The 21,200-nt window shown below is 26.5% G+C and carries 20 protein-coding genes; 18 read left to right on the top strand and 2 right to left on the bottom strand.

The features are described from left to right. The first annotated feature begins 13 nt into the window (after positions 1-13). From AVBRAN9334_RS01485 to AVBRAN9334_RS01475, 3 genes are read left to right on the top strand one after another with little or no spacing between them, the layout of a single operon-like run. Positions 14-1,561, top strand: a complete 1,548-nt coding sequence (locus AVBRAN9334_RS01485) for a GGDEF domain-containing protein (protein WP_214115849.1) — start codon at positions 14-16, stop codon at positions 1,559-1,561. Next, positions 1,545-2,678: a Mur ligase family protein gene (locus AVBRAN9334_RS01480; RefSeq protein ID WP_336606830.1), complete on the top strand. Its 1,134-nt coding sequence runs from the start codon at positions 1,545-1,547 to the stop codon at positions 2,676-2,678. Before AVBRAN9334_RS01485 ends, AVBRAN9334_RS01480 begins: the two co-directional genes overlap by 17 nt. Next, entirely contained in the window at positions 2,659-5,523 is a 2,865-nt protein-coding gene (locus AVBRAN9334_RS01475; protein WP_336606829.1) for a DEAD/DEAH box helicase, read from the top strand. Before AVBRAN9334_RS01480 ends, AVBRAN9334_RS01475 begins: the two co-directional genes overlap by 20 nt. Before the next feature lie 21 nt (positions 5,524-5,544). Here the strand turns inward: AVBRAN9334_RS01475 and fliI are convergent, their stop codons facing one another. Further along, complete coding sequence (gene fliI, locus AVBRAN9334_RS01470) at positions 5,545-6,840, bottom strand: flagellar protein export ATPase FliI (protein ID WP_214115846.1); 1,296 nt, start codon at positions 6,838-6,840, stop codon at positions 5,545-5,547. Further along, positions 6,837-7,376 (bottom strand): GTP cyclohydrolase I FolE, encoded by a 540-nt coding sequence (folE, locus tag AVBRAN9334_RS01465; RefSeq protein ID WP_214120540.1) that lies wholly within the window; start codon positions 7,374-7,376, stop codon positions 6,837-6,839. Before folE ends, fliI begins: the two co-directional genes overlap by 4 nt. A gap of 76 nt (positions 7,377-7,452) precedes the next feature. Here folE and tig point away from each other — a divergent pair, with 76 nt between their 5' ends. The 15 genes from tig (at position 7,453) to AVBRAN9334_RS01390 (ending at position 21,062) form a co-directional block, all read left to right on the top strand. Then, positions 7,453-8,742 (top strand): trigger factor, encoded by a 1,290-nt coding sequence (gene tig / locus AVBRAN9334_RS01460; RefSeq protein WP_214120539.1) that lies wholly within the window; start codon positions 7,453-7,455, stop codon positions 8,740-8,742. Further along, the gene (clpP, locus tag AVBRAN9334_RS01455) at positions 8,739-9,326 is read left to right on the top strand and encodes an ATP-dependent Clp endopeptidase proteolytic subunit ClpP (RefSeq protein ID WP_214115843.1); all 588 of its coding nucleotides are present in this window, start codon (positions 8,739-8,741) and stop codon (positions 9,324-9,326) included. The genes tig and clpP overlap by 4 nt, the downstream gene beginning before the upstream one ends. A gap of 9 nt (positions 9,327-9,335) precedes the next feature. Beyond that, complete coding sequence (locus AVBRAN9334_RS01450) at positions 9,336-10,349, top strand: GGDEF domain-containing protein (protein ID WP_214115842.1); 1,014 nt, start codon at positions 9,336-9,338, stop codon at positions 10,347-10,349. Continuing rightward, a complete protein-coding gene (def, locus tag AVBRAN9334_RS01445) occupies positions 10,339-10,857 on the top strand; it encodes a peptide deformylase (RefSeq protein ID WP_214115841.1) in 519 nt (172 codons plus the stop codon). The genes AVBRAN9334_RS01450 and def overlap by 11 nt, the downstream gene beginning before the upstream one ends. A gap of 658 nt (positions 10,858-11,515) precedes the next feature. Next, on the top strand, positions 11,516-13,003 hold the full coding sequence (locus AVBRAN9334_RS01440) for an FAD-dependent oxidoreductase (RefSeq protein ID WP_336606828.1): 1,488 nt from the start codon (positions 11,516-11,518) through the stop codon (positions 13,001-13,003). Next, positions 13,004-13,348, top strand: a complete 345-nt coding sequence (locus AVBRAN9334_RS01435; RefSeq protein WP_214115839.1) for a cytochrome c3 family protein — start codon at positions 13,004-13,006, stop codon at positions 13,346-13,348. Beyond that, complete coding sequence (locus AVBRAN9334_RS01430) at positions 13,345-13,860, top strand: cytochrome c3 family protein (RefSeq protein WP_214115838.1); 516 nt, start codon at positions 13,345-13,347, stop codon at positions 13,858-13,860. Before AVBRAN9334_RS01435 ends, AVBRAN9334_RS01430 begins: the two co-directional genes overlap by 4 nt. After that, on the top strand, positions 13,857-14,516 hold the full coding sequence (locus AVBRAN9334_RS01425; RefSeq protein WP_336606827.1) for a response regulator transcription factor: 660 nt from the start codon (positions 13,857-13,859) through the stop codon (positions 14,514-14,516). The genes AVBRAN9334_RS01430 and AVBRAN9334_RS01425 overlap by 4 nt, the downstream gene beginning before the upstream one ends. Next, positions 14,479-16,110 (top strand): sensor histidine kinase, encoded by a 1,632-nt coding sequence (locus tag AVBRAN9334_RS01420; RefSeq protein ID WP_336606826.1) that lies wholly within the window; start codon positions 14,479-14,481, stop codon positions 16,108-16,110. Before AVBRAN9334_RS01425 ends, AVBRAN9334_RS01420 begins: the two co-directional genes overlap by 38 nt. After that, entirely contained in the window at positions 16,103-17,335 is a 1,233-nt protein-coding gene (locus tag AVBRAN9334_RS01415) for an FAD-binding protein (protein WP_239803400.1), read from the top strand. The genes AVBRAN9334_RS01420 and AVBRAN9334_RS01415 overlap by 8 nt, the downstream gene beginning before the upstream one ends. A 44-nt stretch (positions 17,336-17,379) precedes the next feature. Next, positions 17,380-17,733, top strand: coding sequence for a diacylglycerol kinase (locus AVBRAN9334_RS01410; protein WP_336606825.1), 354 nt, complete (start codon positions 17,380-17,382; stop codon positions 17,731-17,733). Next, entirely contained in the window at positions 17,730-18,455 is a 726-nt protein-coding gene (locus AVBRAN9334_RS01405; protein WP_336606824.1) for a Nif3-like dinuclear metal center hexameric protein, read from the top strand. Before AVBRAN9334_RS01410 ends, AVBRAN9334_RS01405 begins: the two co-directional genes overlap by 4 nt. Positions 18,456-18,464: 9 nt before the next feature. Beyond that, a complete protein-coding gene (locus AVBRAN9334_RS01400; RefSeq protein WP_214115832.1) occupies positions 18,465-19,169 on the top strand; it encodes a zinc ribbon domain-containing protein in 705 nt (234 codons plus the stop codon). Positions 19,170-19,186: 17 nt separating this feature from the next. Further along, on the top strand, positions 19,187-20,317 hold the full coding sequence (locus tag AVBRAN9334_RS01395) for a glycosyltransferase N-terminal domain-containing protein (protein ID WP_336606823.1): 1,131 nt from the start codon (positions 19,187-19,189) through the stop codon (positions 20,315-20,317). Beyond that, a complete protein-coding gene (locus AVBRAN9334_RS01390; RefSeq protein WP_214115830.1) occupies positions 20,304-21,062 on the top strand; it encodes a pseudouridine synthase family protein in 759 nt (252 codons plus the stop codon). The genes AVBRAN9334_RS01395 and AVBRAN9334_RS01390 overlap by 14 nt, the downstream gene beginning before the upstream one ends. The last annotated feature ends 138 nt before the right edge of the window (positions 21,063-21,200 follow it).

Below are 21,200 nucleotides of genomic sequence, written 5' to 3'. Positions count from 1 at the left end.
TTAAAGAGAAAAAATGTCTATTAATATTAATGTGATTGCTAAAGAAACAATTGTAGAACTTACCAAAAGGAACTTATTATTAACTCCTGAAAATTATTCAGAAGTTTTTGATGAGATTGCTAAAAAGTATGGAAGAACAACTCAAAATATTGATAAAATTCAAGGGTATATTTCTAAATTAAATCCCACATTAGCTCAAGATGTAAAAGGAAGAAATGTAAAAAGCTTAGAAGAATTAGTAGTATTTTTAATCTCTAAAGCTAATGGTATAAAAGAAGATAATAGTGATAAAAAGCTCATAATAAACTATAATATAATTTGTAAAAAATTATTAAAAATATTATCAAATTTACCAAATAAATCAACTAAAACTCTTAGTGAAGAAGCTTTAAATAAATTAAATAATTCAAGTCTAAAAACATTAGAAGAATTAAAAAAAGATTGGATTAGGGTAGATGATGATTTATTAGAACTTAATAATAAAATTCAACATTTAGGATTAAACTCAAGAGATGATTTTTTAGAAATTTTAGATGAATTATCTTTAAAAATTGAAAGAAATAATTCTAATGCAGTGTGTGAAAATTTAGCTCCATCTGTGGCTTATTCTTTAACTCCATCAATTGCTAATTATGTAAATGATGAAATCAATCAGTTTTGTGAGAGTATAAATGCAGAACCGCAAATATTAGGCGTAAAGCAAATTACAGAGCAATTTAGAAATCTAGTTAAAAAAAGAATAGATATTGATAGAGCAGAAATTTCAAGTTCAAATAAAGTTTTAAATGATGTTTTAGAGCAAATTAGCGATAAGATTGTAAGTATTCTTAGCATGGCTACAAATTCTCAACAAAAAGTTCAAGAAATTAAAAAAGAAATTGAAAGTATTAAAGCTGAAGATGAAGCTATGCAGACTATTAAAGCAAGATTGATAGCTATAGTTGCTATGTTTGAAAAAGAAATAATAGATTTAAAAGAAAAAACAAAATTAGATGCCGATACTTTAGGTGATCTTAAAATTAAAGTTCAAGGACTAGAGCAAGAAATTAACAAACTAAGAGAAGAAACTCAAGTAGATTTTCTAACTCAACTTGCAAATAAGCGTCAATTAGAAGAACAATTAAAATTAGCCGAAGAATCTTATGAAAGATATAATATAAATTATTCAATAGCATTTTTTGATATTGACCATTTTAAGTTTATAAATGATACCTATGGACACGCAGCAGGAGATACTATACTTGCTAATTTAGGAAATATTATTTTAAATAACATTAGAAAATTAGATTGTGCGGGGAGATATGGTGGGGAAGAATTTATGGTAATTCTTCCACATTCATCAATTGATGATGCAGTAAAATTTGCTGAAAAAATTAGAGTTTTAGTATCAGAGCAAAAGTTTTTATGTAAAGGTAAGACTATTAGTATAAAAGTAAGCGGTGGGGTTAGTGATAGAAGAAGCTATGAGACCCAAGAGCAATTTATTGAAGCTGTTGATAAATTATTATACGCAGCAAAAAATGCAGGTAGAAATAATATAAAAAGTGCAAGTAGAAAATAAACTTTCAAATTATTTAGATAATTTAGCGGAATTTTACGAGAAATTTGACCTTTTTAAGGCTCATAGATTTAAGCATTTGCTAAATTATGATTTTGATACAAAAGTAGTGCAAATTTTAGGCACTAATGGTAAAGGTAGTACGGGAAGATACCTTGCTTTAATGCTTAGTGATAGCGGGTATAAAGTAGGGCATTTTATAAGTCCACATATATTCTCTTACAAAGAAAGATTTAGTATATTTCAAAATCAAGTTATGCAAGATATTGATTTAGACATAGCTCATAATATTTTGCAAGATAAATTAAAAAATCTTAATTTAAAAGAAAATCTTAGTTATTTTGAATATTTATGCTTTTTATCACCTATTGTTTTTAGTGAGTGTGATTATGTTATTTTTGAAGCTGGACTTGGTGGAGAATACGATGCTACAAGTATTTTTAAAAGAGATTTATGTGTATTTACTCCGATTAGTATTGACCATGCTGATATTTTAGGTTCTAATTTAGATGATATTTTTAGAACTAAAATTAAAGCAATGTGTGGTGTTAATATTTTTGCTAATAAAAATGAGATGATATTAAAAGCGGCCATTCAAAAAGGAGTTAAGGCTAGTTTTTTGAGTGCTGATTATTCAAAATTATGCCTTGATGAAAATGAGTTTTTAAAACATAATTTTAGCTTAGCTCAACTTGCATATTTTGAGTTAGAAAAACATTTTTATATAGGTAAAGCAATTAAATTAGATTTAAGAGCAAGATGTGAAAAATTAGCAAGTAATTTAATAATAGATGTAGGGCATAACGCTGCAGCTGCAAAGAATTTAAATCAAGAAATTAAAAAACAATTCCCAACTAAAGTTAGTTTAATTGCTAATTTTTTTGCTAATAAAGATGTAAAAGATATTTTAAGTATTTTAAAGCCAAGTATTAATGAAGTTTTGGTTTTTAACTATGAAAGCGAACATAGAGCCTTAGCAAATGTTAAAGAGATTTGCAAAGAATTAGATATTAAATGTAGTGATTTTAGTGATTTTGATACAGATAAAAATTATGCAGTTTTTGGCTCTTTTATGCTAGTAGAAAGGTTTTTGAGATTTTATGCAAGCAAATCTTTATGAGTATTTAATAAATAATAAAAATTATGCAAAAATTATTATATGTGAAGACTTAAACGAAGCAAAATCTTTATCAAATGTAGCTTTATATTTAGGGATAAATAGTTTTATTTTACCTGATTTTAGAGCAGAGATTAATGACGATTTACGCTCGTTTTCTATGGAATTATTTGATATTTCAAAAGTTTTAAGTGATTATTACGATTATCAAGATAAAAAGATTTTAATAATCCCTATTAATACTATTAAAAAACCACTTCCAAGTAAAGATAATTTAAAGTGTTTAAAGATTGAATTTGACGATAGGATTAATTTAAATTCTTTAGCAAAAGAGCTTTTAAGGTTAAATTATAATTTAGTTGATATGGTTCAAAGTCCAGGAGAATTCAGCATAGGTCATGAAAAAATTGATATTTTTTCATTGAAATATGAAAATCCAATTAGAATAGTTTTATTTGATGATGAAGTAGAAAGTATTAAATATTTTGATGCAAGTTCTGGACTTAGCTATAAAGAAGAGTGTGAATATTGCGATATTTTGCCGTTAATTTCTTATGTAAGCGAAGAAAAATACGAAGAAATCAAAGAAAGTATTTTAAATAATGATGATTTAAATGAATACGAAAGCGTATTTTATTGGCATTTAAAACTTAGTAATTATTTAGAGTTTTCTTATGTTTGCACGAAAGAATTTGAATTAGGAAATATAATTTCTAAAGCTAAAAAATATAGCGATATGGTGTTTAATCCTAGCAATGATTTTTTCAAATTAAACTCAAATAAAAAAATAAAATTACTAGCTAGTAATGAGAATAAATTCTTAGATTATAAATTAGGTGAAAATGTAGAAAAAATCATCTCAAATGCAGTTTTAAATATTCAAAGCGATGATGAATTAATATTAAGTCTTAATAAATATTATAAAAAAGAGAAAAAATATAAATCAAGCATAGTTTTAGATGAGCTTATAAAAAATGATTATGTAGTTCATGAGCGATACGGCGTAGGTAGATTTTTAGGATTAGAATTAATAGAAAATGAAGGAAAAAAGCAAGAATTTATTGTGATTGAATATCAAAATGAAAACAAATTGCTACTTCCAACTAGCTCACTTTATTTGCTTGATAAATACATTTCAAGCTCAATTCCTGAACTTGATAAATTAGGCAAAAATACTTTTGTAAAACTCAAAGAAAAACTTAAAACTAAATTATTAGCAATTGCAGGTGCTATTACTGAACTAGCAGCAAAAAGGCAGTTAATTGTAACAAAGGCTATTAAAAAACCACTTGATTATGAGATATTTAAGGCTAAAGCAGGATTTGTTTTAACAAGTGATCAAGAAAAAGCAGTTAATGATATTTTTGAAGAGATAAGCAAATGCACTCCTATGGATAGATTACTTAGTGCTGATGTTGGTTTTGGTAAAACCGAAGTCGCAATGCACGCAATTTTTGCCTGTGTTAAAAATGGTTTAAATGCCTTATTTTTTGTCCCGACTACACTTTTATGCTCTCAACATTATAAAACACTTAAAAATCGTTTAGAGCCTTTTGGAATTCAAGTTTTTAGACTTGATAGATTTTCTAATACTAAAAAAGCTATTATGAATACAAAAGAGCCAAAGGTTATTATAGGAACTCACGCTTTACTTAGCTTAGCAATTGATGATGTTGGGCTAATCGTAATTGATGAAGAGCATAAATTTGGTGTAAAACAAAAAGAAAAATTAAAAGATATAAGCATAAAAGCTCATCAATTAAGTATGAGTGCTACCCCAATCCCAAGAACGCTTAATCAAGCCTTAAGCACACTTAAGACTTATTCTCAAATTCTAACTCCACCTAATGATAGATTAGATGTAAGAACTTTTGTAAAAACTTATGATGACGCTTTAATTAAAGAAATCATAGCAAGAGAGCTTAGGCGTGGTGGGCAAGTATTTTACATACACAATCACATAGCTTCAATTGAACATAAAAAACGCTATTTAGAAGAGCTTTATCCAAAGCTTAGAATTTTAGTTTTACATTCAAAAATACCAGCAAATGAAGCTGAAGAAAAATTATTTGAATACGAAGAGAAAAAATATGATTTATTATTATGCACGAGCATTGTTGAAAGTGGAATTGACTTAGCAAATGCAAACACCATAATAGTAGAAAAATCAAATCATTTCGGCATAGCTGATTTGCACCAACTTCGTGGTAGAGTAGGTCGTAGCAAAATACAAGGATTTTGTTATTTTCTAGTTGATAACGAAGAAAGTGTTAGTGAAGATTCTAAGAAAAGATTATTAAGCTTAGCTAGTAATTCGTATTTAGGCAGTGGTAGCACTCTAGCTCAAATGGATTTAGAAATAAGGGGTGGTGGTAATTTATTAGGTGCTGAACAAAGCGGTCATATAGAACAACTTGGCTATGCGCTTTATATTAAAATGCTAGAAGCTGAAATTAATCGACTAAGTAAAGGAAATATCACAAAAGAGATTAAATACGAGCAAAAATTATTAGTAAATGCTTATATAAGTGATTATTTAGTGCCTAACGATAAGCTAAGATTAAGCCTTTATAGAAAAATAAATGAGTGCGATAATTTAGCTAGTTTATCTACTATGCAAGATTCTTTTAACGATAGATTTGGCAAATGCGATAGCTATACAAGAAATTATTTTTCACTTATGGCAATTAAAATTTTATGTATTAAGCACGGATTTTGTGAAGTTAGTAATTATGAGCAAAATATAAAACTTTTAAAAGATAATGATGAAAGAATTATTTTAAAAGCACCAAGCAAAAGCGATGATGATATAATAGATACTTTATTAAAATATTTAAATTCTTTATAAGAATTTAAATATTAATTCGGATTAATTAATTTGCTCAAGCATACTTAAAACTTCTTCAAAAGCAAAAGCCTCATCATTTCCTTGTCTTAAAAAATCATTCATATAATCTTTTTTACTCATTGCAAAATCAAGCTCTTTATCGCTACCTTTTACATAAGCACCAATTCTAATTAGAGTTTCGTTTTCTTTTAAAACTGAATTAAGCCTTTTAAACTTAGCCGCATTTTTTTTATGTTCAGGCGTTACTACATCTCCCATAACCCTACTTGCTGAATTTTGAATATTAATCGGAGGATATATTCCAAAATCAGTTAGGCTTCTATCTAATACAATATGCCCATCAAGAATTGACCTACTTTGATCAGCAATAGGATCACTCATATCATCGCCATCAACTAACACGGTAAAAAATGCTGTAATAGTTCCTTTACCTTCTTCTTTACCAGCTCGCTCCATTAATTGTGGCAATAGATTAAATACACTTGGTGGATAGCCTTTAGCAGTAGGTGGCTCTCCAAGAGCAAGACCGATTTCGCGTTGAGCCATAGCAAAACGAGTAACGCTATCCATTATAAATAATACATCCATTCCTTGCTCTTTAAAAAATTCAGCCACACTCATAGCACAAAATGCCCCATATTTACGCATTAATGCACTATCATCGCTAGTGGCAACTATCATAACGGTATCATCCATTTTACCACCTAAATTCTTATGTATAAACTCAGGAATTTCTCTACCACGCTCACCTATTAAAGCAACTACTTTAACGGCTGCAGGGGCATTTTTAACTATCATTCCCATAAGAGTTGATTTACCAACCCCAGAGCCAGCAAAAATGCCTAATTTTTGTCCTACTCCACAAGTTAAAAGCCCATCAATACTTTTAATACCAACAGGAAAAGGCTCGCTTATAAGCCCACGCTTAAGTGCGTCTATTGGTGCTCTTAAAATGGGCATCATTTTACTTGGTGTGATTTTTTCTTTTCCATCTTTTGGACGCATAAATGGATCAACCACACGCCCAAGTAATTCCATAGAGCAAGGAATTTTCATTCCTGCTTCTTCTAAAAATGCTTTATCTCCGATTTTAAAGCCTTCTACAAAATCAAAAGGGCTTAAAAATGAAATATGCTCTTCAATCTTAACAACCATTGCATAAGCGGTTTTTTCCTCGTTTTCAAGTCTTATAACATCGCCTACGCTAGTGATTAATCCTTTAATCTCTATACTAATTGCAGAGATTTTGTATATAAAGCCAAAATTTTGTGAAATTGGTATTTTTGATATTTTATTTTTAAGTTTTTCTAAGTTCATTTTATTAGTGAATAAAATTCTTTCCTAGTTCTTTCATCACTTAAAAATATGCCTTTAAGAGAACTTGTTATTGTTTTAGAATTTACTTTTTGAATTCCACGCATTTGCATACATAAATGCTCAGCTTCAATAGTTACAGCAACACCTTTTGGCTTTAATATTTCATATAAAGCTAGGCTAATTTGTTCGCATAATTGTTCTTGGATTTGCAATCTTCTTGAATAAACTTCAACAAGTCTAGGTAATTTTGAAAGCCCAACTACTTTTCCATTAGGTATATAAGCAATATGAACTTTTCCAAAAAATGGTAATAAATGGTGTTCGCATAAGCTATAAAAATCAATGTCTTTTACTAAAACCATTTCATTGTTATCAGTGTTAAAAATAGCTTCGTTTAAAATTTCTTTTGGATTTTTTGTATAGCCACTACATAAGAATTCATATGATTTTTGAACCCTTTCAGGTGTTTTTACTAATCCTTCTCTATTTGGATTTTCACCAATTTTTATTAATAAATTTTTAATTAAGTCTTGCATTCTTTACCTTTATATTTTGCCAATGATTAATTTTTTTAGCTAGAATTGTGCGAAATATTTTACAAAAGGTAGTTTAATGAAACTTAGTACAACAAAAATTGATGAAATTAATTACTCAGTAAGTGGTGTTATAGAAAAATCTTTAATAGATGAAAAGGTTAAAGAAATAGCTGTAAAAGCTAGTAAAACTATGCAAGTTGCTGGTTTTAGAAAAGGCAAAGTTCCTGTAAATGTTGTTTTGGATAGATATAAAGATTCTTTACTAAAAGATGCAGAACAAGAAGCGATTACAAGTGCTTATAAAAATGCAGTTAAAGAAACAGGTAAAGATGAAAAAGAATTAATCGGCGAGCCAAGCTTTAAAAAATTCGATAGAAAAGATAATGGAATTGAATTTGAATTCGTAGTTTCTTTTAGACCAACAATTGATTTAAGTGGTTATGAAGCATTAGTTCCTGCATTAAAAATAGAAGAAATTAAAGAAAAAGATATTAAAGCTAGAAAAGAAGCTATGCTTAAGCAATTTGCTCCATTAGAAAAAACTAAAAAACAAATCTTAAAAAAAGGTGATTATGCTAAGTTTGATTTTGAAGGATTTGTTGATGGCGTTGCTTTTGAAGGTGGTAAAGCAGAAAATTATATGCTAGAGATTGGAAGTGGTCAATTTATACCAGGATTTGAAGATGGTATGATAGAGCTTAAAGTTGGCGAAGAAAAAGATATAGAAGTAACTTTCCCTGAAAATTATCAAGCAGCTCATTTAGCGGGTAAAAAAGCAGTATTTAAAGTAAAATTACATGAAATTCACGCAAGAAAATTACCTGAAATTGATGAAGAAATGCTTAAAAAATTACTTCCTGGTGTAGAAAACCCAACTGAAGCAATTTTAGATGAAAAAATAAAAGAACAATTAGAAACAGAAGCTAAATTTAAACAAATTGATGAAAAATTAAAACAAGAATTTGTTGAAAAAATGCTAGAAAAATATACTTTTGCAGTTCCACAAAACATTTTAGAACAAGAAACTAATTTACAATTTAATCAAGCTGCAAGAAGCTTTAGTAAAGAAGAATTTGACAAATTAAAAGATGATAAATATTTAGAAGAAAAAAGAAAAGAATATGAAGCAGAAGCTTTAAAAAGCGTAAAATTAACTTTCATTGTTGATGAATTAGCAAAATTAAGAAATGTAGTTGTAAATGACCAAGAAGTAGCACAAGCTATTTATTTTGAAGCTTTAAGATATGGAATGGACCCTAAACAACTAATAGAAAACTATACAAAAAATGGCACATTACCAGCTGTTAGAATGAGTTTGGTAGAAGAAAAATTATTTGCTGATTTATTTTTAGGAAAAGATAAATGAGCTACATACCTTATGTAGTAGAAAAAACTAGCAAAGGCGAGAGAAGTTATGATATTTACTCTCGCTTACTTAAAGATAGAATTATTCTTTTAAGTGGTGAAATAAATGATGATGTAGCTGCTAGCGTAGTTGCACAATTATTGTTTTTAGAAGCTCAAGATTCTACTAAAGATATTTATTTGTATATAAATAGTCCTGGTGGAGTTGTAACTAGTGGTCTTAGTATATTTGATACAATGAATTATATTAAACCTGATGTTAGTACAATTTGTATAGGACAAGCTGCTTCAATGGGAGCATTTTTACTTAGTTCTGGAGCTAAAGGTAAAAGGTTTGCTCTTCCAAATGCTAGAATTATGATACATCAGCCTTTAGGCGGTGCAAGAGGTCAAGCGACTGATATTGAAATTCAAGCAAAAGAAATTTTAAGATTAAAAGCAATGCTTAACAAAGTATTAGCAGAAAATACCGGTAATAAATTGGCAAAAGTTGAGAAGGACACTGAACGCGATTATTTTATGAGTTCAGAAGAAGCTTTAAAATACGGACTAATTGATAAGGTATTAGAAAAAAGTTTTAAATAGGATAGGGCTTTGAATAAAGAGATAATACACGATGAATCTCCTAAGATTCAGAAATTAAGCGGTGGAGAATTTGAGAAATTTACTCAACAAGTAATTAAACAACTTATAGAGGATAATGTTCCACCAACTCCTACTAATTATTCTATTTATTTTGAAAAAATGTTAGATACTAAGCCTATGGCCTTTAAAAAAAGAGTAACAGAAATGATTACTTATGAAAAAGAAGACCAAAGTAATAAAGTTGCTGTAATAGAACAAGACATTAAAGAAACCTTTGTAAATATAAAACAGCTAGTAGGTTCTATTGCAACAATTTATAAAAATATAAGCACAATGAAAGCTTTAATTAAGAAAAAAATAGGCGATTTGAGTATCGCTACTGGTTCTTTATCTATTCAAAATATTTTAAGGTCTTTAGATAGTGATATGGCTAAACTCACCACAGCCCTTGATATTCAATTAAATAGTATAAAAAAAGGTTATGATGAGATTGTAAAAATACATAATAGGGTGAATGAGCAGAGTGAATTTGATGATAAATTCGGAGTGTTTAATAAAAGATATTTATATAATAATATTACTCAAGACATAGAAGATATTAAAAAATATGGTTATTCAATATCATTGATGTTTGTAAAGATTAAAGATAGTTTATTAAATACAATTGAATTACAAAAAGATAAAAATCTTTTGATGAGAAATGTTGCGAAATTATTATTAAAAACCTCAAGAAGAAGCGATGTTGTGGCACATTATGGAGATGGTATTTTTGTAATGGCAATGAAACATACAAATATAGTTAATGCAAAAAAAGCTTGTGAGAGAATTTCAGACTTATTTTACAATACAACATTTTTTATAAATGATAATGAAATTGATATTAATATAGAAATGAGCGTTGTAGCACTTAGTGGCGATAATTATGAAGAACAGATTCTTGAGGCTATTAGCGTATTACCGAATACTGGTAAAAATAAAGAAATTTATGCTGTAGTTGGAGATAGTGAAGAAAATGATGCTTAAATTAATAACTTATCCTAATAAATTATTATTTACTAGGAGTGAAGAAGTTAAGGTATTTGATGAAGAGTTACATACATTTTTAGATGATATGTATGAAACTATGATTTCATCTAGTGGTATAGGTTTAGCAGCAATACAAGTTGCAAAACCTTTAAGAATATTTTTGATTAATTTATTAAATGAAAATGAAGAACAAAATAAAGATGATTTGATTGAATTTATTAATCCAATAATAACACCTATTGGAGAAGGAACGCAAGTTTATGAAGAAGGTTGTCTTAGTGTTCCTGGTTTTTTTGAAGAAGTAACTAGATATAATAAAATTAAAGTTGATTATTTAGATAGATTTGGAAATCAAAAAACTTTAGAAGCTGAAGGGCTTTTAGCAGTTGCTATTCAACACGAAAACGACCATCTTGATGGACATTTATTCATAGAAAAAATATCATTTAGCGGAAGAAAAAAATTAGAAAAACATTTAAAAAGTTCTAAAAAGCCTAAAAAATAATTATGGCTTTTTAGATTATTGTTTATATCTTCATTTATTTTTCAAAATAATTTATACTTTTATAATTCATAGTGATATTTTAAAAAAAGTATAAAAATATTTATTGTTAAAATCTTTTGGAATTTAATTTACAATGCTTTTATAGAACTTACTTTGTATTATGCTTGTAGTTTAAATTATTTGATTAGTTTATAAATATTATTAGATAGATTTGATATTTAAAACTTAAGTGAATATTAAAAATTACGCAGCTTATAAATATAGTAATTTATATTAATTTAAATAAAATAATTGGTTTTAATAAGATATTAAAATACTTAAATTGATACTAAAAATTAAAATTGCAATTAAGCAGAAAAAATCGGATATTATTTTTTATTACAAAATAATTTTTAACAATACAAGCACTAAATACTAGATATTTTTATAAGATTTTCATTAGTTATTTTATACTTTTAAAAACTATTAAACAAACCTAGAAATTAAATTAATATCAAGATTTTAAATATTTTATAGTTGATATATCATTTCTATAATTTAAAATATTGACTATCTTAGATTTAAAATTTATATTAAAATCTTAAAAATAAATTTATATTTGACACTTTTTTGCCACTACATATTTTTATAATAAATTGATTTTTTAGAAGGAGTATAGATGTTATCAAGGAGAAATTTTATAAAAGGAGTAGCGGGAGTTGGCCTTAGTGCACCTTTAGCATTAAACGCTAATGATAATTTAGGAAAAGACATAAAATTTGATGAAATAGCTGATGTTATTATAATCGGAAGTGGTGTGAGTGCTCATATTTGTGCTGCTTATTTAGTAAAGAATAAAATTGATGTTTTAATGATTGAAAAGATGGATAGAATTGGTGGTAATTCAGTTCTTTCTCAACAAGATTTTGCTGTTCTTAATTCAGATTTACAAATTAAAGCTGGTATAAAAGATAGCGAAGAATTATTTTTAAATGATTTAAATAAAGCTGGAGCTGGATATAATCATTTAGAACATTCTTTAAGAATTATAAGAAATTCAAATGAAGCATATGAATTTGCTAAAAGTTGTGGGGTTAAATATGCTGATAAGCTTAAGTTTTTAGGCGGTCATAGTGTTGCTAGAAGTGTTGAGACTATTGGCGGTGGCGGTGCTTGTATTAGCACTTTAAATGAATTTTTTATAAAACATAATGGAAAGATTAAAAACGAAACTAAATGCGATGAAATCATTCAAGATGAAAGTGGCAAAATAATTGGCGTAAGCGTTAGAGAAAATTATAGATTTAATAGAAATCTAGCAAATGATGATAGAGAGAATTTAAGTGGAGATAAAAAGCACTATAAAGCAAGGCTTGCGGTAGTTTTTGCAACAGGTGGATTTAGCCGTGATATTGAGTTTAGAAGTATAGTAAATCCTAGATTAAGGTTGGCAAAAAGCCCTTCAAGTTTAGGTCAGACTGCTGGTGCATTAAAACAAATGTTAAGGGTAGGAGCAATACCAACTCAATTAGCACTTAGTAGATTTTCTTTTGGAATTCCTACAGAAGATTTAATTTATGGGATTATGGTTGATTGCAATGCTAAAAGATTTTTAAATGAAGATGGGGATAGACAAGGTTTATCAAATAAAATCTTAGCTCATATGGAAAAGATTAACACAACAATTTATCCAATAATTATTTTTGATAGCACAGGATTTGCTAATTCGCACGACCCTAATAGAATGCAAAGTTTTATTACTGCAGGGAAAATGAAGAAATTTGATAGCTTAAGTGATTTAGCTAATAATTTTAAGCTTAATGAAAATGATTTATCAAAGACAATGCAAGATTATGAAACAGGCATTTCAAATAATAAAGATGAGTTCAAAAAAGATTTAAGTAAGATTAAAAATTCTAGTATGAGCAAAGCACCTTTTTATGCAATGACAGCTGCACCAGGTCTTAGTTATACTCCAGGTGGTGTTTATGCTGATATAAATATGAGAGTTTTAAATATTAGTAACTATGAGCCAATTAAAGGGCTTTATGCGATTGGTGAGGCAACTGGTGGTGTTCATGGACAATCAAGGCTTACTAGTTGTTCTATTCCTGATTGTATGACTTCAGGAATTGCTTGTGCGAAAGATATTTTAAAAGGAGTATAAATGCAAAAATTATTAATGATTTTGATATTAAGTATTTTTGCATTAGGTAATGAATTTGCAATAAAACCACATCATATTGAAGTGAAATTAAAATGCACAGATTGTCATAAAGAAGCAAATGAAAAAGATTATAAAGCACTTGATTCTAATTCATGTCTAAGTTGTCATGGAAGTAAAGAGAAATTAGCAAAAAGGCTTGATTTTTTAAAAGGTAAAAACCCGCATAATAGTATTCATGATAATGCGAATTTAAATTGTTACACCTGTCATAATGAGCATAAGCCATCATTTAATATGTGTAATACTTGCCATAATACTAAAACTTGGATGAGGGAGATAAAATGAAAAAAACTATTATTTTTGTTTCATCTATTGTGGTTTTAACTTTAATTTTTGTATTTTTATCTCATAAAGCTATACAAATGACTGGAGATGATAAATTTTGTGCGAGTTGTCATGTAATGCAACCGATGAAGGAAGCTTATATTAAAGATGTTCATAGTGGTAATAATAATCTAGGTATAAAGGCAAATTGTGTAGATTGTCATTTGCCACACGATAATATAGTAAATTATCTAAGCACAAAAGCTTATAATGGCATTAAAGAATTTAGTATCACTGCTATTGGAGCTGATGAAAAGATAGATTGGTATGAAAAACTCAATCATAAAAAAGATTATGTTTATGATAGTGGATGCTTAAAATGTCATCAAGATATTACTAAAATTAATTCTAAAAATGAAATGCAAAATACAATGCATAAAAGATATTTAGATTACGCAAATGAATTAAAATGTGTAAGTTGTCATACCCATGTAGGTCATGATGGTTTAAGGGGTAAATTAGATAAAAAATGAAAAAATACACAATTTTATATGCAGAAGATGATTTAAATCTAGCAAATCAAGTTATTGATTTGCTAGAACTACTTGATTTTAATGTGCTTTATGCTAAAGATGGCTTAAGTGCTTTAGATATATATTTGGCTAAAAAGCCTGATATATTATTACTTGATATTTCTATGCCAAAACTTGATGGTTTAAATTTATTAGAAAATATAAGAAATTCTGATAATAAAATTCCTGCTATTATGATTACAGCTTTAAGTGATAAACAAACTTTATTAAGTGCAGTTGAGCTTAATATTTGCAAGTATTTAATAAAACCTTTTGATAGGATTAAACTTGAAGATGCTTTAAAAAAGGCTATAAAAAGTATTAATAATAAAATTAAATTAAGCAATAATATATATTTAGATATTGATTTAAATGAGTTATTAATAAATGATGAGATTATTAAGCTTAGCAAAAAAGAATTTTTATTGCTTGAAATTTTGTTAAAAAGTAGTCCTAACATTGTAGATATTTATAAGATTTGCGATTATGTATATAATGATTATGATGTAAGTTCTGATGCTATTAAATCACTCATTAAAAATCTTAGAAAGAAATTAGGCGATAAAGGTATAATTCATAATGCAAATTCTCGTGGATACTATATCAAAATTACTTAATATAAGCATTCGCAAAAAAGCTTTTATATTTGTTTTAACTTTGATTATTTTTTTATGTTTTATTTTGAATTTTTTATATATTTCTTGGCATAAAAATTATTTATTTCAAAACAAAAATAGTTTTAATGATAGGTTTGAATATTTTTATAGTGATTTTTTAAATAATTTATTAAACAATACGCTTAGTATTAGTTATGAATTTAGTTCTAATTTAGATTATTTAAAAAATGATGAAAAGCTAAATAAATTAAATAAATTATTTTTAAATCTAAGCTCAAATGAGGCGTATTTAAAGGATATTAAATTATTTATTTTAAAAGAAAATATTTGCATAGAAAAAGATAAAATAAAATTAAATTGCCAATATGATTTTAATAATCAAACAGATATTTTACTTAGATTAAATACCGAACCAGTTTATTTAATTAATTTAAAAATAAATGAAAATTATGCGATTACTTATACAATAAGTGCAAAAAAATTATTAGATAATTTAAAAATTCAAGATGATTTTTTAGCTGCTTTAAAGTATGAAAATGAGTATTTTTATAATGAATTTGATTGGCAAAATAAAACTAAACTTTTAAAAAATGATGAAGATATAATTAAGTTAGATGATAAATATTATTTAAGTAATGAAATTATTTTAAATGATAGATTTTTAATATTGATTAAAAAAGATATTACAAAAGATTATAAAACTCATTTACATATAATAAAAAAGGCTTTTATAATTAGTGTGATTTTGGTATTTTTTGCTTTTATTGGGGTATATTTTGTTTTAGGATTTTTAATTAATAAATTATTAAAAACTGAAGAAAAACTAAGAAAATTAAATGCAAATTTACAAGAAGAAGTAAAAAATCAAGTTGAAATAATTAAGGCTAAATTAGATGAAAATACACAAAAAGAGCAATTGCTAAATCATCAATCAAAATTAGCTGCATTAGGTGAAATGATAGCTTGTATAGCTCATGAATATAGACAGCCATTAGCAACTTTAGGTGCAATTTCTAGTTATCTTGAGATTAGTTTAGAAAAACAAAAAATTGATGATAAGTTTCATCAAAAATTAAAAGAGATAAATCCTATTTTAAATTATATGTCAAAAACTATTGATGAATTTTATGATTTTTATAAGACAAAGCAAGAAAAAAGCTCTTTTTATGTTTATGAAGCTATTTTAAATTCTTTAACGATTTGTAATGCAAGCCTTACAAGGAATGCAATTAATACTACTTTAAGACTTGATAAGAATTTAAAAATAAATTCATATAAAAATAGTTTAGCTCATGCAATAATCAATCTCATTACAAATGCAAAAGATGCTTTAGTTAATATAAAAAATCCTTATATTATAATTAATCTTTATGCTTATAAAAATAATATTTATATTAGTATAAAAGATAATGGAATAGGGGTTAAAAAGGATTTAGAAGAAGAAATTTTTAAACCTTATTTTAGCACGAAAAATGGTTCAGGGCTTGGGCTTTTTATGATAAAAAATATTTTAAATAGCGAGTTAAATGCTGATGTATTTTTAAAAACTAGAAAAATTGGAGCTAATTTTTATATTAGGATTGCTTATGAATGAGTTGTTTTGTTTAATTGTAGGTAGTGGTATTAGTGGTTTAACATTGGCGAATTTATTGGTTAAACAAGATATTTTATTAATTGAGCAAGATGATGAATTAGGCGGAGCTAAGAGTTATTTAAATTTTGCTGCTAGTAATTCATCTTTTCAGCAACTAGCAAATATAAAAGATGATAAATTTTATGATGATTTGATTTCTTATTCAACTAATTATGCTGATTTTACTTTATTAAAAGAGCTTAGTGAAAAATCAGCACAAGCTACTCAACTTTTAAAAAGTTTTGGGGTTGAATTTGAATTAGCTATATTAAATAGCTTAAATCATTCAGTTCCTAGAGAATTACACCCTTTAAAAAATGCTAAAGAAAGTGTGATAAATCCATTAATCAACAGATTGCTTAGTAAAAATGTAAATATATTAACTAAGGCTAAATTAATTGATTTTGATAATGGTATTGCAAGTATTTTACATAAAGATGAAATCATAAAAATTAAGGTTAAAAATATAGCTTTTTGCACTGGTGGATTTGCAAACGATAAAGAATTTATAAAAATTCATTATCCACTAGCTTATTATGCTAAAACTATGTCTAAGAACAATTCAAATTCTTTAAAGATTTTATTAAAAAATGGAGCAATCCCAACTCAATTAAGTCTAATGAGATTTGCTTTTGTTTTGCCTATGGATATTTTTAAGTATGGAATTTTAATTAATTCTGATTTTAAAAGATTTGTTAGAGAAGATAGCTCAAGGCAAGATTTAGCAATAGCGATTTTAAATGAAATTAAAAATAATAAATTAGTTAAATTACTCCTAGATAATCACGGAATAAATTATATAAATGATACAAGTATATTTTACAAATACTATTCTTTAGAAGAAATTGATAAAAGATTAATTAATTGCGTTGATGAATACAATAGTTATTTTAGTAATAGGATTGATAAATTGGGTAAAAATCTTAATAATATTTCTATTAAAGCAATTAATAAGCCTATGTTTTATTTGGCTAATGTAGATGTTTATTTAAACTATACTTTAGGTGGGGTTAAATCAGATATATTTGCAAGAGTAGTTGATATAGATACTAATACAGCTAAGAATAATATGTTTGCTATAGGAGAAGTTAGTTCTATGTTTGGAGAAGCAAGGCTTAGTGGAGCTGCTAGCATAGCTTGTGTTGTATTTGCTATGAATGCTAGTCAATTTATGCTATCAATTTGAAAGTATTAATAATTTTTTTATAATCTAGCTAAATAGGAGAAAATATGAAGAAGAAATACTCATTTTTTAAAAACGCAAGTTATGCTTTAGCAGGGGTTAAAAGAGCTTTAAATGAAAGTGCTTTTAGGATAGAATTTGTAATAGGAATTTGCTTTATTTTATTTGCTTTATTTTATCCTTTTTCTTTATTTGAAAAGGCATTTTTAATAGGTGTTATTATTTTAGTATTTGCTGCTGAATGCTTTAATACCGCTATTGAGAGCGTTGTGGATTTGGCAACTTCAAAATACCATAAACTTGCAAAAGATGCAAAAGACTTAGGCTCTGCTGGAGTATTTTTTACTATTTTAATAGCTGTTTTAACTTGGCTTAGCGTTTTATATAAGGAATTTTTATGAAAATAAGTGAGATTTATAAGGTTTTAGATGAATTAAGCCCTTTTAATACCCAAGAAAGTTGGGATAATAGTGGGTTAATTTTAAGTAATGATGATAGTTGCGAAAGGATTTATCTTAGTCTTGATTTAGATTTTAATCAAGTAAAATCATTTTTACCAAATTCATTGATTATTACTCATCATCCTTTGATTTTTAAGGGTATTAAAAGTATTAAAAATGATTATGCTGGTAATATTTTAAAAGAATTAATCAAAAAAAATTGTGCTTTAATTTCTATGCATACGAATTATGATTTAAGTCATTTAAATAGATATTTTTGTGAAAAGCTTTTAGGCTTAGAAATAATTGAAAGCGATGGGTTTTTAGCTTATGCTAAGAATAATTTTAAAGATATTTATGAATTGGCTGATTTTTTAAAGGCTAAATTAAACTTAAAAAAAATATCAATATCTTTAGCAAAAGAAATAATTCAAACTGATTTAATAGGAATTTGCACGGGTTCTGGAATTTCATTGGCTAGTGAGCTTAAGAGTAATATATTTTTAACAGGAGATATTAAATATCACGACGCTTTAGCTCTTAGTGAAAATAATATAAGTTTAATTGATATTAAGCATTATGAAAGTGAGATTTGTTTTGCTAATTCTTTAGTGAGTAATTTGCAAAAATTACCGATAGAGATTATAATCAGCTCTTCAAAAAATCCATTTTTAGAGTATTAAGGACATACTATGAATAAACACCTATCACAATTAGTAGAGCTTTCTAAATTAGATAAAGAAATAGATAGTTTTTTACCACAAATTGAAAGTGCTAAAAGAGAAGCGAACAATTTAGAAGATAAAATTAAAAGTCTTGAGAATAAAAATTCAAAATTAGAAGAAAGCATAAAAGAAATTAGTGAGAGTAAAGTAAAAGTAGAAAATCACATAGCTCAATTTTCAACAAAGATAAATGAAACAGCTAAAAAAATTGCTTTAGTAAAAACAGAAAAAGAAGCAAATGCTTTAAAATTAGAAGAAGAAATCGCAAGAGAGCAATTAGAAGCTGCAAATGAAGAAATATCAAAATTAGAAAAAATAGTAGATAATAAAAAAGAAGAAATTAAAGAAAATCAAAAAGAAATTACTAAATTAAATGATGATTTAACTATAGCAATAGCTAATCAAAAATCAGCACTTGATGCTATTGAAGAAAAAAGAAAAGAAATTTATGTAAGAAAAGATAAGTTAGCTAGCGAAATTGATAGCAAAGTTTTCGGATTTTATGAAAAAATTAGAAAATGGGCTAAGAATACTGCAGTAGTTCCTGTTAAAAAACAAGCTTGCTATGGTTGTTTTATGCAACTAAATAGCAAAACTTTTAGTGCAGTTTTAAAAAGTGAAGAGATTAATAACTGCCCACATTGTGGAAGAATTTTATACATAGAAGAGTAATTTTTATAATTTAAAAAATGTATTTTTTTTATATTCTTGTTTCTATTTTAATTTATCCTTTATTCTTATTGGCTTTAATTCCTTTAAGTTTTAAGGATAAATATTCTAAACTTTATCAAAAATTTTTACCATTCAAAAAGCATAAAATAGCAGATATTCATTTTCACTTTGCAAGTTATGGAGAAGCTGTCGCTTTAGGCGAGTTGATTAAATATTATAAAAATAAAGGTTTTAAAATATTACTTACTTGTTCATCAAAAACAGGACTTATGAAAGCAAAAGAATTTGATGATAATGCTTTTTTACTACCTTATGAGCCATTATTATATTTATGGCTTAAACCTGCTAAGACTTTAATAGTATTTGAAGCAGAATTATGGTTAGCTTTACTTAAAATATATAAAGATTTTGATAAAAATACTATTTTATTAAACGCTAGAATGAAAGAAAATAGCTTTAAAAATTATAAAAAATTTAGTTTTTATTATGCAAAAATATTTTCATATTTTGATTTAATCCTTGCTCAAAGTAATGAAGATAAAGAAAGATTAGAATATTTTAATGCGAAAAATATAGAAGTTTTTACAAATATAAAGATTACAAATAAGCCAATAGTTACTAAGAAATTAAGCAAAAATAAAGAAATAATTTTAATTGCAAGTACTCACGAAAATGAAGAAGAAATAATTCTAAATAAGCTAGATAAAAATTTCTTAAAAGATAAATGTCTAATAATAGCACCAAGACACCCTGAAAGATTTCATAAGGTTGAAAAATTACTTTATAATAAAGGCTTTAACATTGTAAAATATAGCAATGATTGTGATGGATATTTAAAAAGTGAAGTATTTTTGCTAGATACTTTAGGAGAATTAATTAATTTTTACTCAATTAGTGATTATGTGATTTTAGGTGGTTCTTATACTAAAATAGGCGGACATAATTTCGCCGAAGCTGCGTTTTTTGGCTGCAAAATCACTTCAGGAACTAATGTGTTTTCTCAATATTCAAGTCTAAAATGTATAGAAAATATAAAAATTAGTGATGATATTGATTTTACAAATGTTAAAAATGCTAAAATCAAAAACGAATATACATTCAACGCATTATGCGAAATATTAGATAGGAAAATAAATGAAACAAGATAAAGCATATAAATTATTAGCAATTCAAGAAGGAATTTCAAATTCAGCTGCTAAAGAATTAATAGATTTAGGTTTAGTAATGCACGGGGGCAAAAGATTAGAGATTGCAAGGGGTCTTATGCCTGTTAATACTATTTTTAAACTTGCAAAACCAGAGCTTAGCGTATTGTTTGAAGATGATAATTTATTAGCTATTAATAAGCCAATTGGTATTGCGAGCGAACATATTAAAAATAATTACACTCTTTTAAATAGACTTGATAAGGATACAAGTGGCATTGTATTATTTGCTAAAAATGAAGAGTTTTTAAAGGCTGCAAAAAACGAATACAAAAAAGAAAAAGTGCAAAAACTCTACCTAGCAATTACTAATAAAATCGTAAGCGAAGGAATGGAGATTGATGAGCCGATTTTAACCATAAAAGGCAAAAGTGCATTTAGTAAAATTAGTAATAGTGAAAACGCAAAATACGCTTATACTAAAATAGAGCCTTTAATTATAGAAGGTAAAAAAACTTTATTAAAAGTGCAAATTGCAACAGGTAGAACCCATCAAATAAGAGTTCATTTAAATAGCGTTGGTCTAGGAATTTTAGGCGATGTTAAATATAGTAAAATAATTAGCTCAAGGCTAATGCTTCATTGTGCTAGGACAAAAATATTTGATTATGATATAAAAACTCCTATGCCAAATGATTTTCATAAAGACTTTGAATTAAAAGGGCTTAATTTAGACTTTTTATTTTAATTTTTAATGCTTTTAAGATAGTTTTTATTTTAAAAGCATTGGAATTTTATAAATTATACTTTACCAACGATAAAGCTTATAATTATTACACTTTGTTTAATTGCTGAAATTAAAATAAATCCCTTTAAGCATAGTAAA

Origin of the sequence: Campylobacter sp. RM9334 (assembly GCF_020138145.1) — a bacterium.
Classification (GTDB): domain Bacteria; phylum Campylobacterota; class Campylobacteria; order Campylobacterales; family Campylobacteraceae; genus Campylobacter_E.
Note: the sequence above shows the minus strand (reverse complement) of the source record. Positions and strands in the feature narration are given on the sequence as shown.

Coding starts and splice junctions, on each gene's coding strand:
- AVBRAN9334_RS01485 (WP_214115849.1), top strand. CDS start 14: ATGTCTATTAATATTAATGTGATTGCTAAAGAAACAATTGTAGAACTT.
- AVBRAN9334_RS01475 (WP_336606829.1), top strand. CDS start 2,659: ATGCAAGCAAATCTTTATGAGTATTTAATAAATAATAAAAATTATGCA.
- fliI (WP_214115846.1), bottom strand. CDS start 6,840: ATGAACTTAGAAAAACTTAAAAATAAAATATCAAAAATACCAATTTCA.
- folE (WP_214120540.1), bottom strand. CDS start 7,376: ATGCAAGACTTAATTAAAAATTTATTAATAAAAATTGGTGAAAATCCA.
- tig (WP_214120539.1), top strand. CDS start 7,453: ATGAAACTTAGTACAACAAAAATTGATGAAATTAATTACTCAGTAAGT.
- clpP (WP_214115843.1), top strand. CDS start 8,739: ATGAGCTACATACCTTATGTAGTAGAAAAAACTAGCAAAGGCGAGAGA.
- def (WP_214115841.1), top strand. CDS start 10,339: ATGATGCTTAAATTAATAACTTATCCTAATAAATTATTATTTACTAGG.
- AVBRAN9334_RS01440 (WP_336606828.1), top strand. CDS start 11,516: ATGTTATCAAGGAGAAATTTTATAAAAGGAGTAGCGGGAGTTGGCCTT.
- AVBRAN9334_RS01435 (WP_214115839.1), top strand. CDS start 13,004: ATGCAAAAATTATTAATGATTTTGATATTAAGTATTTTTGCATTAGGT.
- AVBRAN9334_RS01430 (WP_214115838.1), top strand. CDS start 13,345: ATGAAAAAAACTATTATTTTTGTTTCATCTATTGTGGTTTTAACTTTA.
- AVBRAN9334_RS01425 (WP_336606827.1), top strand. CDS start 13,857: ATGAAAAAATACACAATTTTATATGCAGAAGATGATTTAAATCTAGCA.
- AVBRAN9334_RS01420 (WP_336606826.1), top strand. CDS start 14,479: ATGCAAATTCTCGTGGATACTATATCAAAATTACTTAATATAAGCATT.
- AVBRAN9334_RS01415 (WP_239803400.1), top strand. CDS start 16,103: ATGAATGAGTTGTTTTGTTTAATTGTAGGTAGTGGTATTAGTGGTTTA.
- AVBRAN9334_RS01410 (WP_336606825.1), top strand. CDS start 17,380: ATGAAGAAGAAATACTCATTTTTTAAAAACGCAAGTTATGCTTTAGCA.
- AVBRAN9334_RS01405 (WP_336606824.1), top strand. CDS start 17,730: ATGAAAATAAGTGAGATTTATAAGGTTTTAGATGAATTAAGCCCTTTT.
- AVBRAN9334_RS01400 (WP_214115832.1), top strand. CDS start 18,465: ATGAATAAACACCTATCACAATTAGTAGAGCTTTCTAAATTAGATAAA.
- AVBRAN9334_RS01395 (WP_336606823.1), top strand. CDS start 19,187: ATGTATTTTTTTTATATTCTTGTTTCTATTTTAATTTATCCTTTATTC.
- AVBRAN9334_RS01390 (WP_214115830.1), top strand. CDS start 20,304: ATGAAACAAGATAAAGCATATAAATTATTAGCAATTCAAGAAGGAATT.